Source organism: Actinomadura sp. KC216 (assembly GCF_004348535.1).
Taxonomy (GTDB): domain Bacteria; phylum Actinomycetota; class Actinomycetes; order Streptosporangiales; family Streptosporangiaceae; genus Spirillospora.
In genome coordinates this window covers 1-14,362 of sequence record NZ_SMJX01000034.1, presented here as the reverse complement: position 1 = coordinate 14,362, position 14,362 = coordinate 1, and the positions used below count along the sequence as shown (strand labels likewise).

17 protein-coding genes are annotated in these 14,362 nt (G+C 74.6%); 6 read left to right on the top strand and 11 right to left on the bottom strand.

The features are described 5' to 3' along the window. Positions 1 to 19 precede the first annotated feature (19 nt). From E1264_RS08640 to E1264_RS44505, 3 genes are all read right to left on the bottom strand, one after another. Positions 20 to 1,000 carry an NAD kinase gene (locus E1264_RS08640; protein ID WP_132171401.1) on the bottom strand — a complete coding sequence of 327 codons (981 nt, stop codon included), beginning with the start codon at positions 998 to 1,000 and terminating at the stop codon, positions 20 to 22. 112 nt (positions 1,001 to 1,112) lie between these two features. Then, on the bottom strand, positions 1,113 to 1,916 hold the full coding sequence (locus tag E1264_RS08635; protein WP_132171399.1) for a TlyA family RNA methyltransferase: 804 nt from the start codon (positions 1,914 to 1,916) through the stop codon (positions 1,113 to 1,115). Positions 1,917 to 1,925: 9 nt separating this feature from the next. After that, positions 1,926 to 2,243: a hypothetical protein gene (locus E1264_RS44505; protein WP_132171397.1), complete on the bottom strand. Its 318-nt coding sequence runs from the start codon at positions 2,241 to 2,243 to the stop codon at positions 1,926 to 1,928. Between the two features lie 115 nt (positions 2,244 to 2,358). Here E1264_RS44505 and E1264_RS08625 point away from each other — a divergent pair, with 115 nt between their 5' ends. Beyond that, on the top strand, positions 2,359 to 2,700 hold the full coding sequence (locus E1264_RS08625; RefSeq protein ID WP_132171395.1) for an SCP2 sterol-binding domain-containing protein: 342 nt from the start codon (positions 2,359 to 2,361) through the stop codon (positions 2,698 to 2,700). A gap of 191 nt (positions 2,701 to 2,891) precedes the next feature. Here E1264_RS08625 and E1264_RS08620 read toward each other — a convergent pair whose 3' ends face one another. Continuing rightward, positions 2,892 to 3,905, bottom strand: coding sequence for an HAD-IIA family hydrolase (locus E1264_RS08620; RefSeq protein ID WP_132171393.1), 1,014 nt, complete (start codon positions 3,903 to 3,905; stop codon positions 2,892 to 2,894). Positions 3,906 to 3,913: 8 nt separating this feature from the next. After that, entirely contained in the window at positions 3,914 to 4,357 is a 444-nt protein-coding gene (locus E1264_RS08615; protein WP_132171391.1) for a tetratricopeptide repeat protein, read from the bottom strand. Between the two features lie 72 nt (positions 4,358 to 4,429). Here E1264_RS08615 and E1264_RS08610 point away from each other — a divergent pair, with 72 nt between their 5' ends. Beyond that, positions 4,430 to 5,797 (top strand): DUF1015 domain-containing protein, encoded by a 1,368-nt coding sequence (locus tag E1264_RS08610; RefSeq protein ID WP_347813372.1) that lies wholly within the window; start codon positions 4,430 to 4,432, stop codon positions 5,795 to 5,797. A gap of 55 nt (positions 5,798 to 5,852) precedes the next feature. Next, a complete protein-coding gene (locus E1264_RS08605; RefSeq protein ID WP_132171387.1) occupies positions 5,853 to 6,791 on the top strand; it encodes an MBL fold metallo-hydrolase in 939 nt (312 codons plus the stop codon). Between the two features lie 5 nt (positions 6,792 to 6,796). Here E1264_RS08605 and E1264_RS45180 read toward each other — a convergent pair whose 3' ends face one another. Then, on the bottom strand, positions 6,797 to 8,476 hold the full coding sequence (locus E1264_RS45180; RefSeq protein ID WP_243710826.1) for a hypothetical protein: 1,680 nt from the start codon (positions 8,474 to 8,476) through the stop codon (positions 6,797 to 6,799). 428 nt (positions 8,477 to 8,904) lie between these two features. Here E1264_RS45180 and E1264_RS08595 point away from each other — a divergent pair, with 428 nt between their 5' ends. Both E1264_RS08595 and E1264_RS08590 read left to right on the top strand, forming a co-directional pair. Continuing rightward, positions 8,905 to 9,189 (top strand): CD225/dispanin family protein, encoded by a 285-nt coding sequence (locus E1264_RS08595; protein WP_132171385.1) that lies wholly within the window; start codon positions 8,905 to 8,907, stop codon positions 9,187 to 9,189. A gap of 3 nt (positions 9,190 to 9,192) precedes the next feature. After that, positions 9,193 to 9,678: a DUF2752 domain-containing protein gene (locus E1264_RS08590; RefSeq protein ID WP_243710825.1), complete on the top strand. Its 486-nt coding sequence runs from the start codon at positions 9,193 to 9,195 to the stop codon at positions 9,676 to 9,678. A 39-nt stretch (positions 9,679 to 9,717) separates the two neighbouring features. Here the strand turns inward: E1264_RS08590 and E1264_RS08585 are convergent, their stop codons facing one another. The 5 genes from E1264_RS08585 to E1264_RS08565 form a co-directional block, all read right to left on the bottom strand. Beyond that, on the bottom strand, positions 9,718 to 10,209 hold the full coding sequence (locus E1264_RS08585) for a metallophosphoesterase family protein (RefSeq protein ID WP_132171383.1): 492 nt from the start codon (positions 10,207 to 10,209) through the stop codon (positions 9,718 to 9,720). A gap of 306 nt (positions 10,210 to 10,515) precedes the next feature. Beyond that, positions 10,516 to 10,914, bottom strand: coding sequence for a rhodanese-like domain-containing protein (locus E1264_RS08580; RefSeq protein ID WP_243710824.1), 399 nt, complete (start codon positions 10,912 to 10,914; stop codon positions 10,516 to 10,518). 28 nt (positions 10,915 to 10,942) lie between these two features. After that, positions 10,943 to 11,824: a Gfo/Idh/MocA family oxidoreductase gene (locus E1264_RS08575; RefSeq protein WP_132171379.1), complete on the bottom strand. Its 882-nt coding sequence runs from the start codon at positions 11,822 to 11,824 to the stop codon at positions 10,943 to 10,945. A 102-nt stretch (positions 11,825 to 11,926) separates the two neighbouring features. Continuing rightward, positions 11,927 to 12,316 carry a hypothetical protein gene (locus tag E1264_RS08570; protein WP_132171377.1) on the bottom strand — a complete coding sequence of 130 codons (390 nt, stop codon included), beginning with the start codon at positions 12,314 to 12,316 and terminating at the stop codon, positions 11,927 to 11,929. A gap of 52 nt (positions 12,317 to 12,368) precedes the next feature. Continuing rightward, positions 12,369 to 13,646: an MFS transporter gene (locus E1264_RS08565; RefSeq protein WP_347813371.1), complete on the bottom strand. Its 1,278-nt coding sequence runs from the start codon at positions 13,644 to 13,646 to the stop codon at positions 12,369 to 12,371. Positions 13,647 to 13,865: 219 nt separating this feature from the next. Here E1264_RS08565 and E1264_RS08560 point away from each other — a divergent pair. Next, the coding region (locus E1264_RS08560; RefSeq protein ID WP_207935793.1) for an MFS transporter at positions 13,866 to 14,362 on the top strand (497 nt) is incomplete at its 3' end.

Below are 14,362 nucleotides of genomic sequence, written 5' to 3'. Positions count from 1 at the left end.
GGATTAGTGCCAGTGGAGATTATCCCCTCTGATCGCCGGGCGCCTCCCCGCCGAGCGGCGGGGCGTCCGAGACCTGCGAGTCCCCCAGCGGAGGGGACGGATGGGCGGGCTGCCTGACCCGTCCGCGCCAGCCGGTGACGGGCAGCCCGAACTTCGTGACGAGCCGGTCGGTGAACGGGGTGAGGTGCAGCCGCGCGAGCCGCACCGGCTCGGCGCCGCGCCTGACCTCGACCCGGACGCCGGGCGGCAGGTCGAGCGTGCGGCGCCCGTCGCACCACAGGACGGCGCGCGGCGTGCCGGGCAGCACCTCCACCGCGACCAGCGAGCGCGGCGACACCACCAGCGGGCGCGCGAACAGCGAGTGCGCGCTGATCGGCACGACCAGCATCGCCTCGACCTCGGGCCACACCACCGGGCCCCCGGCGGAGAACGCGTAGGCGGTCGACCCGGTCGGCGTGGCGCACACCACCCCGTCGCAGCCCCAGCTCGACAGCGGGCGCCCGTCGATCTCGGCGACGACCTCCAGCATCCGCTCCCGCTCGGCCTTCTCGATGCTCGCCTCGTTCAGCGCCCACGTCGCGCCCATGACGGTGCCGTTGAGGCGGGCGGTGACGTCGACGGTCATCCGCTCCTCGACGTCGTAGCGGCGGGTCACGACGCGGTCGACGGTGGCGGCGAGGTCGTCGCGCTCCGCCTCGGCGAGGAACCCGACGTGGCCGAGGTTGACGCCGAGCAGCGGCGTCCCGGCGGTGCGGGTCAGGTCGGCGGCGCGCAGCAGCGTCCCGTCCCCGCCGAGGACCATGGCGACCTCGGCGTCCTCGGCCGCGGCCGCGCTGCTCGGCATGACGTCCACGCCCGCGGCGCCGATCGCGGCGGCCTCGCCGTCGAGGACCCGGACGCAGATCCCGGCCTCGCTGAGCCGCTCGATGACCAGCTGAGCGCTGCGGACCGCCTCGGGCCGCCCGGTGTGCGTGACGACCAGCACCGACCTCTTGCTCATGCTCTCGCCCCACTCCCCGCCGCGATCTCGCGTACGGACGTCTGGACGAACGTCCCTCCTGGGGACGTTCCCGGTTCGGACGCCTTCTGTACGCGCCGCGGGCTGAAGTCGATCATTGCGGGCCATCCGCGATGGCCTTGGCGAGGTCGGCGTCGTCCAGCGGCGGGGCGTCCGCGTGCAGCCACAGGAAGTACTCCACGTTCCCGGACGGGCCCGGCAGCGGGCTCGCCGTCACCCCGCGGACGCCGAGGCCGAGCGTCTGCGCGTAGTCGGCGACGCCGCGCACCGCGCCGGCGCGCAGCTCCGGGTCGCGGACGACGCCGCCCGCGCCGACCCGGTCCTTGCCGACCTCGAACTGCGGCTTCACCATCATCGCGAAGTCGGCGGCGGGCGCCGCGCACGCGCGCACCGGCCCGAGGACGAGCTTCAGCGAGATGAACGACAGATCGCCGACGACGAGACCGGGCGGCGTGTCGCCGAGCATGTCGGGGGTCAGGTCGCGGATGTTCGTGCGCTCCAGGACGGTGACGCGCTCGTCCGTGCGCAGGGACCAGGCGATCTGCCCGTAGCCGACGTCCACCGCGTACACGTGCGCGGCGCCGGCCCGCAGCAGGACGTCGGTGAACCCGCCGGTGGACGCGCCGGCGTCCAGGCAGACGCGGCCCTTCACCCGGAGGTCCTCGAATGCCTGGAGGGCGCCCGCGAGCTTGTGGCCGCCGCGCGAGACGTAGTCGGGCCCGCCGTCGGCGTCGGCCACGACGATCGCGGCGCCGGTCTCCACCTGCGTGGCCGCCTTCTCCGCCGTCCGCCCGCCGACCCGGACCCGCCCGTCGCCGATCAGCCGGCCCGCGTGCTCCCGCGACCGCGCCAGGCCGCGCCGGACCAGCTCCGCGTCCAGGCGGCGCCTAGCGCTCATCGGCCCGGCTCATGGACGCGGCCGCAGCACGTCGGGAAAGGCGGGACGCGCGGGCTGCGGCACCTGCGCGGGCTGCGGCTCGTCCTGGTCGGCGGAGGCGAGGAGTTCCTGGAGCCGCTGGTGGACGTCCTCGTATATCTCCACGTGCTCGGGGACGGGCCGCGCGCCGAGTTCGCCGAGGCGGGCGACGGCGGCGTCCACCCGCGGGTCGCCGGTCGGGTCGGGCGGCGGGACGGCCGGGAACTCCGGCTCCTCCGGGGCGGGCGGCGGCTCCACCGCGTGCCCCGCCACCGGGACCGCCGGCACCTCCGCGGCCTCGTCGGACATCACGTTCACCTCCAGGTGGACCCTCCGCGCCCGCGGACGAGTCGCCTCCGCCTCATCCCGAACGCTACCGTCCCTGAACGACATCGTTGTCGAGGGAACGGGGAACGGCCTGACCATGGCGAACGAGGAGGAGTGCCGCGCGGCGCTCGGCCGCATCGCGGCGCGCCTGGCGGAGGTGGACGCCGACCGGCTCGCCGAGCACGTGGTCGAGCGGACGATCAGCTGCCACGTCCCGGACCTCGGGCTGGCCTACCGCACCCGGCTCCACGCGGGCGGGCTCGACCCGTTCGAGCTCGACGGCGACCCGCGGGACGCGCAGGTCCGCCTCACGGTGAACAGCGACGACCTCGTCGCCATGGCCGCCGAGCAGCTGAACCCCACCAGGGCGTGGGCCGAGGGCAGGCTCAAGATCGAGGCGAGCATCTTCGACCTCCTCCGCCTCCGCAAGCTGCTTTGAATTGCGTTTTTCTCCTCCTTCGGGCCCTGGGGGCCCTCCATCGTCGAGAAACGCGGCGCGATCGCTGCATCGCTCCGTCTCTCCTGGCGGCTCGCTGCGCGATCAGGTTTCTCGCAGGCTCGAAACCTGCCCTCGGACGCGATCGCAAGCGTTGAGGTCGTTGCGTGGTTCGGCGGTGGTGGCTCAGGTCGTTACAGGCCCAGGTGCTCCAGCGCGTCTGTGAGAGCCTTTGTGGGTGGGGGTGTTTGTGTTTCCCAGGCGGCGGAGGCCAGGGCGCGGAGGCCGTCGTAGGGGTCGCCCGAGCCGTCGATCGTGAACGCTTCGCCGTCGCGGCGGGCCGTCCAGCCGCGGCAGCGGTGGGCGCCGCCGTCGCTGACGATCTCCGGGTGCGGGACGAGGAGCCCGGTCAGGTCGGGGGCCAGGTACGTGGGACGGCGGTTCGGCGGGGCGGTGAGAGCCCGCACCGGGTCGGTGACGCCGGTGAACACCAGGAGGCTGTCGGCGTCGCCGTTGCGGGCGCCCTCGATGTCGGTGTCGAGGCGGTCGCCGACCACGAGCGGGCGCCGCGCGCCGGTGCGCAGCACCGACTCCTGGTGCAGCGGCCGTTCGGGCTTGCCGGTGACGATCGGCTCGACGCCCGTCGCGGAGCTGATCACGCGGAGCAGGGAGCCGTTCCCAGGATGCGGGGGGCCGTCGCCGCCGGGGATGGTCAGGTCGCCGTTGGAGCCGACGAACAGCGCGCCCCTGGCGACGGCCTGCGCGCCTTCGGACAGCAGCCCGTAGCCGATGTCGGGGTGGAAGCCCTGGACGACGGCGGCGGGCCGTCCGGACGCGGTCGACACGGGGCGCAGGCCCTGCGCGTACAGGGCGTGCCGCAGGCCCATGCCGCCGACCACGAGGACCTCGGACCCGGCGGGCAGCCGCTCGGCGAGCAGCCGGGCGGCGGCCTGGGCGGAGGTCACCACGTCCGCCGCGTCCGCCGGGACGCCGACGTGGGTGAGCAGCTCCGCGACGGCGGACGGGGTCCGCGAGGCGTTGTTGGTCACGAACGCGAGGCGCTGCCCCGCCGCGCGGGCCTTGGCGAGCGACTCGGCCGCCGCCGGGACGGGCCTGCGGCCGATGTAGACGACCCCGTCGAGGTCGAGCAGGGCGACGTCGTACGCCTCGCACAGGGGCCGGCCGCTGCCTTTCAAGAAGTTCGTCATCTCTGCTTTCAGCGCCGGAACTTGAGGGTGGCCCTGGCGTGCTGGAGCGCCTTCGCGTAGTCGCGGTTCTCGGGGCGCATCGCCGCGGCGAGCGCCAGATGCTCCACCGCGCCCTCGAAGTCGCCCATCCGGCTGAGGGCCAGCCCGAGCCCGAACCGGGCGTAGTCCTCGGCGGGCTCCTCCTCGACGATCCACCGGAAGCTCTCCGCCGCCGCGTCGAACTGCCGCACCCCGAACTGGGCGCGGGCGAGCGCCTCCCGGATGCTGTGCGAGCGGGGCTCGGCGTCGGCGGCCCTGGTCAGCAGCTGCAGCGCCGCCCCCGCGCTGCCGGCCCTGAGCAGCTCCAGCCCCCGCGTGTACCACTCGTACACGCCTCCGGCGGGCGGGTCGGCCTGCCCGCCGGGATCGTCCCGCGGGGAATCCTCCGGCCGTTCCGGCCCTTGATGACTCATATGGACCTCCCCTCGGAAATCGACCGTACCCGCCGGGCATCCGGACGCCCTCCGACCATTAGCATGCCCAGAATGGACGACGACCTCCCCTCCGGAACCGGTCCGGACGGGCCCTACCTTGACCGGTTAGATCCGGACGGGCTCGCCCCGGAGGAGTTCAGCGCCCGCGTCTTCGGGACGTCCGGGCCGCGGACCGGCGGCGGCCTGGAGCTGGCGCCGTTCCGCGGCGTCCGCTTCGTCCCCGAGGTGGCCGGCGATCCGGCGTCGGTGACCATGCCGCCCTACGACCTGATCGACGACGCGGCGGCGACGCGGCTGCTGGCGGGCGGCGGGCACAACATCGTCCGGCTGAACCTGCCGCGCGCGGCCGGGGAGAGCTACGACACGGCGGGCCGGCGGCTGCGCCGGTGGCTGGCCGAGGGCGCGCTCACCATCGACGCCGACCCGGCCCTGTACGTCTACGAGGCCGCCGACGGCGAGACGGTCCTGCAGCGCGGCCTGATCGGCGCGTTGGGGCTGCGCGCCGAGGCGGACAGGGTCGTCCTGCCGCACGAGAACGTCTTCCCGGGGCCGGTCCGCGACCGGCTCGCGCTGATGACCGCCGCGAACGCCAACCTGGAGCCGATCTTCCTGGTGTACGAGGGCGGCGGCGACGCGGCGCGGATCGTCGACGACGCGACCGCCGGGACGCCGCTGATGGACTTCCTCGCCGACGACGGGCTCACCCACCGGCTCTGGCGCATCGCCGACCCCGCCCTCCACGCGCGCGTCGCCGCCGACCTGCGCGACAGGCGGGCGCTCATCGCCGACGGCCACCACAGGTACGCCACCTACCGCGCTCTGCAGGCACGGCACCGCTCCGGCGGCGACGGGCCCGGGCCCTGGGACGCCGGGCTGGCGATGCTGGTCGACTCGACCCGCTACCCGCCGAACCTGGACGCGATCCACCGCGTCCTGCCGGGCCTCCCGCCCGACCAGGCCGTGGAACGCGCGCGCAAGGTGTTCCGCGTGACGGACTTCACGGACGAGGCCGCCGCGCTGGAGGCCCTCGACGGGGCGCCGCGTCCCGCGTTCCTGCTCGGCGGCGGGGGCGTCCTTCACCTGCTGACCGGCCCCGATCCCGGCGCGCTGGCCCGCGCCATGCCGTCCGGGCACTCGGCGCGGTGGCGCGGGCTGGACACGGCCGTCCTCGACCATCTGCTCATCGGGGACGTGTGGAGCGTCCCGGAGAACGAGGACGCCATCGACATCGTGCACCACGACGCGTCCGCCGCCATCGCCCGCGCGCGGCGCGCCGGCGGGACGGCCGTCCTCCTGAACCCGCTCAAGGTGGAGGACGTCCTGGCCGTCGCGGGCGAGGGCGAACGCGTGCCCCGCAAGTCGACGTCGTTCGGCCCCAAGCCCCGCACCGGGCTGGTCCTGCGCCTCCTCGATCCGTGAGGTCCGCGGCCGGGGCGGGTGGCCCGGCCGGGCCGTCGGGGGCGATCATCGGACGATGGACACGACGACTACGATCACGCCGCTCGGCGGGGACGTCTACGAGATCGACACGCGGATGGCCGGCTACACCGGGATCACCGCCGGATACCTGATCCTGTCCGACCGGCCGTGCCTGGTGGAGCCGGGCACGGCCGGTTCGGCCCCCGTCGTGCGGCGGGCGCTGAGCGAGCTCGGCGTCGGGCCGGGCGATCTGGCGTCCGTCGTGGTGACGCACATCCACCTCGACCACGCGGGCGGCGTCGGGGACATCGCCCGCATGTACCCGGGCGCGGAGGTCGTCGTCCACGAGAAGGGCGCCCGGCACCTGGCCGACCCGGAGCGGCTCATGCGCAGCGCCCGGATGGTGTACGGCGACAGCCTCGACACGCTGTTCGGCGAGCTGAAGCCGACCGACGCGGCGCGGATCCGGGCCGTCGAGGACACCGGCGCCGTCGACCTCGGCGGCGGGCGGCGGCTGGAGTCGCACTACTCCCCCGGCCACGCCAAGCACCACGTCGGCCTGGTGGACTCGGCGACCGGCGACCTGTACGTCGGCGACGCCGCCGGGATCTACATCCCCGAGACCGCGGACGTGCGGCCCGCGACGCCGCCGCCGGACTTCGACCTCGACACCGCGCTGACCTCGCTCGGCCTGTTCCGGGCGCTGGGCCCGCAGCGGCTGCTGTTCGCGCACTACGGGCCCGTCGCGGAGGTCGGCGAGACGCTGGAGCGGTCGGCCGAGGAGCTGCGGATCTGGGTCGACACCGTCCGGGACGCCCGCGACCGGGGCCTCGACCTCGATCACGCGGTCGCGATGGTCGCCGACCGCACCAGGGACCGCTACGCCATCACGCGCGACGGCGCCGACCCGGAGCTGGCCGCCAAGTACGAGGTGCTGAACAGCGCCGAGAGCAACGTCGCGGGCATCATGCACGCCCTGGACAGGCACGCCTGACGGCGTCACCCGCCCTGCGGGGGCTGCTCCTCGCCTTCGGGTCTCGGCTCCAGGAAGAGGGCCGGTGCGTCCGGGGCCGCGTCGTCCGGGGTCTCCACCGTCTCGGGTTCGGCGGGCCTGAACTCGATGTCGACCGGCGACGCGTCCTCGACCGCCTCGGCCTCCTGGGTTTCCCCGGTCTCTTCGGTTTCCCCGGCTTCCTCGGCTTCTTCGGCTTCCTCGGCCTCTTCGGTGTCGAGGATGTGGAGGCCCTCGATCTCGGCGTACCGTTCGGCGGCGTCGGTCTCGCCGTCGCGGTCGGCCGCGGCGGCGCGGGCGAACCAGTCGGCCGCCTCGCTCTCGCGTCCGGCCTCCGCCAGCGCGTCCGCGTAGGCGTAGAACAGGCGCGTCGACCACGGGCGTAGCCGCCGGTCGCGGAGTTCGGGGATCTGCAGCGTCACGACGGCCGCGTCATGCTGCCCGAGGTCGCGGCGGACGCCCGACTCCACGATGCGCAGCTCGACGCGTCCCATCGCGTCGAGCTTCGCGGCCTCCGGCGACTTGATCAGGTCGAGGGCGCGTTCGGGACGGCCCAGCCCGCGCTCGCAGTCGGCCATCACCGGCAGGTACGCGTCGTCGCCCGCGCTGAGCCGCCGCGCGGCCCGCAGTTCGGCGAGCGCCTCGGCCCATTCGCCCGCGTGGTAGGCCGCGATGCCCGCCGCCTCCCGGACGATCCCGACCCGCGAGGCGAGCCGCCGCGCCGCCCGCGCGTGCTTGTAGGCCCGCTCGGGCTCGTCCTCGGCGAGCCGCCCGGCCATCACCAGGTGGCGGGCGACCTTCGTGGCCAGGTCCTTCGGGAGTGTGCGCAGCTCGATGCGGGCGTCGGCGTCCAGTTCCTCGCCGGTGACGTCGTCGGGCAGGATCGGGTCGTCGTGCGCCGGTGCCGGACGTTCACGCTCGTCGTAGCGCGCGCGCCGGTCGTCGCGGTCGCGGGGCGGGCCGGAGGGGCGTCCGCCGCCGCGCCGGTCGCGGTCTCCCGGGCGCCCTTCGCGCTTGCCGCCGAACCGGCGGCCCTGGGGGCGTCCCTCGTAGCGGCGTTCGCCGCCCTGGCCGCCGCCCGTCCGGGGGCCGCCCGGACGCCCTTCGCGCCGCGGGCCGCCACCACCACCGGCCGGCCGCTGACCGCCGCCTGACCAGCGCTTCTGGCCCTGGCTCTGGCCCTGGCCGGTGCGCGGGCCGCGGGGCCCGGCAGGACGGCCTTCCCGGCGGTCGCCGGAGCGTCCCTCACGCGGGGCGCCGCGCCGGTCGCGGTCGTCGGAGCGCTTGAACGGACGGCCCGGCGCGCGGTCGTCGCGCTTGCCGCGTGCCTCCCGGTCGGTCCGGTCGCGGTCCGTCCGCTCCCGGTCCTTCCAGCCGCCGGTGGCAGGACGTCCGCGGCCGCCGCCCTTCGGCCCGCCCGCGCGGAAGCCGCCCGCCTTCGGCCCGCCCGACTTCGGCCCCGCCTTGGGGCCGCCCGCTCTCGGGCCGCCGGCGCGGGGCGCGCCTGCGCGGGGGGCGTTTCCCCGAGGGCCGCCGCCCTTGCGGGAGCCGGGGCCTCCGGGGCCGCCACGGGCGTCGCCCCCACGACGGGCGGGCGGTGTCCGCCTCCCGTTGTCGCCCCGCCGCTCACGGTCATCACCGCCGCGGGCGTCGTCTTCCGCGCTCATCACGTCCGTCACTGTTCTCGAAGATGGTTCGTGGACCCTTGCAACCCCTGCAGCCTACTTTGCGGCTCCACGACACGCGCCGACGGCGACCCGAAATCGACGCGACTCCTTGTCGCGGCGATGTGCGAAAGAGTGAGAAGAATCATCGTGCGGAAGGCTTCCGCCACGATGCTTTCAGCGGCCATTCTCGCCGAATACAGCCGACCGATCATTCCATCAGATCCGGCCCGATTGTCAAATCGGACCTTTCTCAAAATATCGCACGTGATCGGACGCGGCCGGTTAAGCTACGCGCTTCGGGCCGTCGCGTCAAACCGCCGCCCGGCGCTGCCCCGCCGGACGGATTCCCGGCATCTCGGGGGAACTTGACGTGCCCGGCGACCATCTACCTACTTGGATTACCCAGCCCACACACGGAGGTTCCTCCCATGGCCTACCCACCGCCGCCGCCCGCCGGTCCCGAGTACGGAGCCGGCAGCCCGCCCCCGAACTACCTCGTCTGGACGATCCTGGCGACGATCTTCTGCTGCATCCCCGTCGGGATCGTGTCGATCGTCTTCTCCTCGCAGGTCAACTCCAAGTGGGCCGCCGGGGACCAGGCCGGCGCGTACAAGGCGTCCAAGAACGCCAAGACGTGGCTCACCGTGACCGTGGTCCTGGGCCTGATCGCGGGCGTCCTGTCCCTCATCTACAACCTCTCGATAGCCAGCTGAGCCGTGGAGCCGGTCCGCCGGGCCGCCCCGCTCCGGCCGGGCGGGCGGCCGTCCGGAACCCAGGGGGGACCCCGCGACCGCGCCGCGGTCGCGGGGGCGCTCCGCCTGCTCCGGCCGGGCGCCGTCCTGGTCGCGGCGGTCGCGGCCGTCTCCTATGTCGCCTCGGTCGATCCGAACGAGGACGGCCACTACCCGACCTGCCCGTTCCTGTCGCTGACCGGGCTGCAGTGCCCGGGCTGCGGCTCGCTGCGGACCGTCCACGCCCTCGCCCACGGCCGTGTCGACGACGCGCTCGGGCTGAACGTCCTCACCGTGGCGGCGCTTCCGCTTCTGGCTTTCTTCTGGGTCCGGTGGGCGCTGGCGCGGGCCCGGGACCGTCCCACCCGGACGAAGGCGTCCCACCCCGCGCTGATCTGGGCGCTCTTCGGGACCATCGTGCTGTTCTGGCTGGTGCGCAACCTGCCGTTCGGCTCGTTCCTCGCCGCGTGACCGAGGCCCGCGGTCTTCCCCCACTCCCGCGTCGCCGCGTCAGGTGACGGGGACGATCTTCGCGCTGGTGAGGCGGCCCGCGTGGACGTCGAGCAGGCCGATGGTGCCGTGCGGCTGGCGGCGCCGGTCGGTGGGCGACCCGGGGTTGAAGATGCGGACGCCGTCGCCGGTCTCGTCCAGCGGGATGTGCGAGTGCCCGAAGACGACGAGGTCGGCGCGGGGGAACCAGCGGCGCATCCGGGCCGTCCGGCCGCGGGCCTGGCCGCTGTCGTGGACCATCGCGACCGCGAGGCCGTCGAGGTCGAGTTCGAGGCGCTCGGGCGCGCCCCATGCGGCGACGTCCGGCCCGTCGTTGTTGCCGAGGACGGCGTGGACGGGCGCGTACGCGGCGAGCTCGTCGAGGACGGACGCCGTGCACACGTCGCCCGCGTGCAGGATCACGTCCGCGCCGCGCAGGTGCTCGGCCACCCGCGGCGGGCACGCCTTCCAGCGCCGGGGCGCGTGGGTGTCGGAGACGACCACCGCTCTCATGTGTCCCATTGTGGTCTGGACGTCGGCCGCATCACCGGCGGGGCCCGATTCCCGGTGGGTGAATTTGCCACGGGATGCTCTGTACAGCGGTGGGAAACAACTGTAAGCACCGTGTCATTACGTCGTGCTGACGCGCGGAGTTAGGCTCGTAATTCCTCGCGTTCGTCCAGAGGGATTCAGGCCGTACGCCCCCGGTCGTTTCCGACGCGGCGACCCAGCACCGCGAGGACAGTGGGACGACCGGGTCCCGAGGTGGAAACCACTCCCTTGCACCGGCCCCGGGACCCGGCCGCTCCCACGCCCTGGTCAGTGCGCGGCGACCGCGCCGCCCGTCGTGGGGAGGCCCGCGGCGCGCCACGCGCGGAAGCCGCCGATGACGTCGGTGGCGCGGGTCAGCCCGAGGTCGTGCAGCGACGCGGCGGCCAGGCTGGAGGTGTAGCCCTCGCTGCACAGCACGATGACGCGCAGCCCATGCCCGGTCGCCTGGGGCAGCCGGGCGTCGGACGCGGGGTCGAACCGCCATTCGAGGACGTTGCGTTCCACGATGAGCGCGCCGGGCACCTCGCCCTCGTCCGCCCGCTGCGCGGCGGGACGGATGTCGACCAGCACCGCGCCGTCGAGCGACTCCGCGTGGGCCTGCGCCGGGTCGAGGCGTTCCAGCCGGTCACGGGCGTCGGCGAGGACCTCTTCGATGGTTCGTGCCATGAGATCAAGCATGGCATCCCGGCGGGGCTCAGCCGGTGAGCCGCGCCTCCGCCGCGGCGAGGATCTCCTGGATGCGCAGCCCGTGGGCGGCGTCGAGCGGGGGCCGGGGCCCGCCGCGGACGGCGGCGGCGAACTCGGCGGCCATCACCGGGAACGCGTCGTCGTCCAGTTCGCTCCAGTCGATCTGGGCGGTGCCCTTCCGCCCGTAGACCTCGACGCGGGGCGGGACGGGTTCGTCCTCCCGCGCCATCGACAGGGACGCCTGGCTCGTCGCGCCGCCCTCGTGCTCCAGGGTCAGCGCCACCCAGGCCAGCCGGTCGCCGTGCGCGTGGACGGCGGTGACCCGGCCGAGCGCGGCGTCCAGCAGGTCGATGATGTGCGGGCCGTAGTCGAGCAGCGGGCCCTTCTCCAGCCGCCACGGGGTGGCGAACGGCCCGCCCTTCAGCCCCGACGTGATGAAGGTGCCGTGGCCGCCGAAGGGCTCCAGGGCCCGCGCCCGGTCGACGAAGGCGCGGGCGGCGCGCGAGTAGCGGAGGCTGAACACCATCTGCGAGACGACGCCCGCCTCGGCGACGGCGGCGGCGGCGGCCAGGCGGCGGGCGCCGTCCAGGTCCATCGCGAGGGGCTTCTCCAGCAGGACGGCCTTGCCCGCGCGGGCGGCGCGGGCGGCGAGGCCCGCCTGCACGTCCGGCGGGACGCAGAACGCGACGGCCTCGCACGCGTCGAACAGCTCCTCGATCCGGGCGAACGCGGGCGCGCCGTGCTCGGCGGCGAGCCGGGCGGACGCGTCCGGCCGCCGCGCCCACACCCCCGCGAGCCGCGTGGACGGGCCCGCCGCCAGCACGGGCGCGTGCACCATCCCGGCCCAGGGACCCGCGCCGACCAGCCCCACCGCCACAGCGTCGCTCATGGGGCAAACCTAGACGATTCGAGGTCGGCGGGCCGCCCGGGCCGCTGGACGCCCTGGACGTGATCGCCGCCCGGTGCGCGGCGGCCCTCCCCCGAGCGCGGATCAGCCGAGCTGGACGCCGAAGAACAGCGCGGCGAGCGCCCCCACGGCGCCGAGCGCGCCCCAGGCGGCGAGCCCGGCCTTGGACGTGGCGCGGGTGTGCAGGAACGCGGCGACCCCGGACAGCAGCACGAACACCAGCTTCACCTCGAGCGTCCGCTGCGCGGCGCCGCCCAGGTCGCCCGCCGTGAGGTTCCAGATCCCGGTCAGCACGAGGACGCCGAACGCCGGCCAGGCGATCATGTTGAAGCGCCGCGCGGCGACCTTGGTGACGCCCTCGTAGCCGCGCAGCGCCGGGACGAGCGCACCGAGCGTGATCTGCCCGCCGACCCAGATCGTCGCGGCGAGCACGTGCAGGAAGATCCGGACGTCGGCGGCGGTGACGGCGAGCACGAGGGGCCTCCGGGCTACGAGTACGGCGTCATCGGGAACGGTTGACGGGACGCTACCGCCCGCCCGCGCCCGACGCAGCACCACCCCCGGCCCGGCGGACGACCGTGGCGGTGAACACCGCGGCGCCCGCCGCCACGACGGCGAGCAGCGCGAGACCGGCGGCGTAGGAGCCGTAGGCGCCGTAGATCGAGCCCATCACCAGCGGCGGGACGAACCCGCCGAGGCCGCCCGCCGCGCCGACCACGCCGGTGACCGCCCCCACCCGGCCGGCGGGCGCCAGCTGCGCCACCAGGGCGAACGTCGCTCCGCTGGCGGCGCCGAGCGCGGCGGCCATGGCGAGGAACGCGATCGTCCCGAGCGGCATCAGCGGCGGCGCGAACGCCTGCACGGCCGCGCCGGCGACCGTCACCGCCAGGGCCACGAGCATCACCCGCACGGCGCCGACGCGGTCCGACAGCCAGCCGCCGACCGGGCGCATCACCACGGCGAGCAGCACGAACCCCGCCATCCGGTTCGCCGCGTCCGACTGCGTCAGGCCGTACTGCGTCTTCAGGTACGTCGGCAGGTACACCGAGAACGCCACGTAGCCGCCGAACGCCACCGCGTACAGTGCCGACATCTGCCAGGTGACGCCCATCCGCATCGTCTCGGCCAGCCGCTTGGCGAGGGGCTCGGCGGGCGGCGTCCGCCCGGGCGCCTCCCGCAGGACGAGCCAGGCCACCGCGGCGTACACGGCGAGCAGGGCGGCCATCACCTCGAACGGGAACTCGATCCCGTAGCGGTCGACCTCCTTGACCGTCGTCAGCGCGCTGATCGCGGTGCCGCCCATCCCGGCGCCGAACACGCCGATCGCGAAGCCGCGCCGCTCCGGCGGGAACCACGCGTTGACGAACGGGACGCCGACCGCGAACGCCGTCCCGCCGACGCCGAGGAAGAACCCGCCGATCAGCAGCGCCGCGAGCGACGAATGGCCCAGCAGCCCCAGATACAGGACGGGGACGATCGTGATGAGCGACACGGCGGGGAACATCACCCGCCCGCCGAACCGGTCGGTGAGCGCCCCGACCGGGATCCGTCCCACCGACCCGACCACCACGGGCACGGCGACCAGCAGCGACTGCTCGAACGACGTCAGCTCCAGGGAGTCCTTGAACCGGGGGCCGAGCGGGCTGAGCAGCGCCCACGCCCAGAAGTTCACGGCGAACCCGATCGTGGCCACGACCAGCATGGCCATGGGCTTCGCGCCGGCGCCCGGGCGTTCCGGTCCCGCCGGCCCGGGCCCGGTCTCGCGCCGCGTGCTCGTCACCGTGCCGCCCGCCTCCGCAGTCACCCCGTCGGTTCCCGGGGGATCTTCCCGAGGCCCGCCCCGGATAACCATGATCGGCTTCCGGGGGGACGCTCCCCTGTTCGGGGCGGGGCCGGGCGCGCACCCGCGCCCGAGCGGGTCCAAAGAATGCTTTGTGCATCGCATTCCAACCGAATAGGTCCCTTCGCCGGCCGGGGGTACAGGTCCGTGCGAGCGGACGCCGGCCGATCACAGGGGGATGATGTGCAGGGCTTCTCCGTCGCCCCCGTCAGCGAGGGGCCGCTGACCGAGGTTCCGGCGGCGGGCCTGCGCAGGATCCGGCTGTGGGGGTTCCTCGTCGCGGTCGGCGGGTTCCTGTTCGGCTTCGACACCGGCGTGATCTCCGGGGCGCTGCTGTTCATCAGGTCCGACTTCCACATGAACTCTTTCGAGCAGGGCAGCGTGGTCAGCGTCCTGGTGCTCGGCGCGATGGCCGGGGCGCTGATGGCCGGGCGGCTCGCCGACCGGTACGGGCGGCGGCAGGCGCTCCGCCTGGAGGGCCTGGTGTTCCTCGTCGGCACGGCCGTCGCCGCCTTCGCGCCCGGCTACGGGGTGCTGCTGGCCGGACGGCTCGTCCTCGGCCTGGCGGTCGGCGCCGCGTCGGCGACCGTCCCGATCTACCTCTCGGAGATCTCGCCGAAGGGCATCCGGGGGCGGATGCTCTCCCTCAACCAGCTGATGATCACGATCGGGATCCTGGC

Excerpts from the sequence above, each read along its gene's own strand:
- E1264_RS08640 (WP_132171401.1), bottom strand. The coding sequence starts at position 1,000 with ATGAGCAAGAGGTCGGTGCTGGTCGTCACGCACACCGGGCGGCCCGAG.
- E1264_RS08635 (WP_132171399.1), bottom strand. The coding sequence starts at position 1,916 with ATGAGCGCTAGGCGCCGCCTGGACGCGGAGCTGGTCCGGCGCGGCCTG.
- E1264_RS44505 (WP_132171397.1), bottom strand. The coding sequence starts at position 2,243 with ATGTCCGACGAGGCCGCGGAGGTGCCGGCGGTCCCGGTGGCGGGGCAC.
- E1264_RS08625 (WP_132171395.1), top strand. The coding sequence starts at position 2,359 with ATGGCGAACGAGGAGGAGTGCCGCGCGGCGCTCGGCCGCATCGCGGCG.
- E1264_RS08620 (WP_132171393.1), bottom strand. The coding sequence starts at position 3,905 with ATGACGAACTTCTTGAAAGGCAGCGGCCGGCCCCTGTGCGAGGCGTAC.
- E1264_RS08615 (WP_132171391.1), bottom strand. The coding sequence starts at position 4,357 with ATGAGTCATCAAGGGCCGGAACGGCCGGAGGATTCCCCGCGGGACGAT.
- E1264_RS08610 (WP_347813372.1), top strand. The coding sequence starts at position 4,430 with ATGGACGACGACCTCCCCTCCGGAACCGGTCCGGACGGGCCCTACCTT.
- E1264_RS08605 (WP_132171387.1), top strand. The coding sequence starts at position 5,853 with ATGGACACGACGACTACGATCACGCCGCTCGGCGGGGACGTCTACGAG.
- E1264_RS45180 (WP_243710826.1), bottom strand. The coding sequence starts at position 8,476 with ATGAGCGCGGAAGACGACGCCCGCGGCGGTGATGACCGTGAGCGGCGG.
- E1264_RS08595 (WP_132171385.1), top strand. The coding sequence starts at position 8,905 with ATGGCCTACCCACCGCCGCCGCCCGCCGGTCCCGAGTACGGAGCCGGC.
- E1264_RS08585 (WP_132171383.1), bottom strand. The coding sequence starts at position 10,209 with ATGAGAGCGGTGGTCGTCTCCGACACCCACGCGCCCCGGCGCTGGAAG.
- E1264_RS08580 (WP_243710824.1), bottom strand. The coding sequence starts at position 10,914 with ATGGCACGAACCATCGAAGAGGTCCTCGCCGACGCCCGTGACCGGCTG.
- E1264_RS08575 (WP_132171379.1), bottom strand. The coding sequence starts at position 11,824 with ATGAGCGACGCTGTGGCGGTGGGGCTGGTCGGCGCGGGTCCCTGGGCC.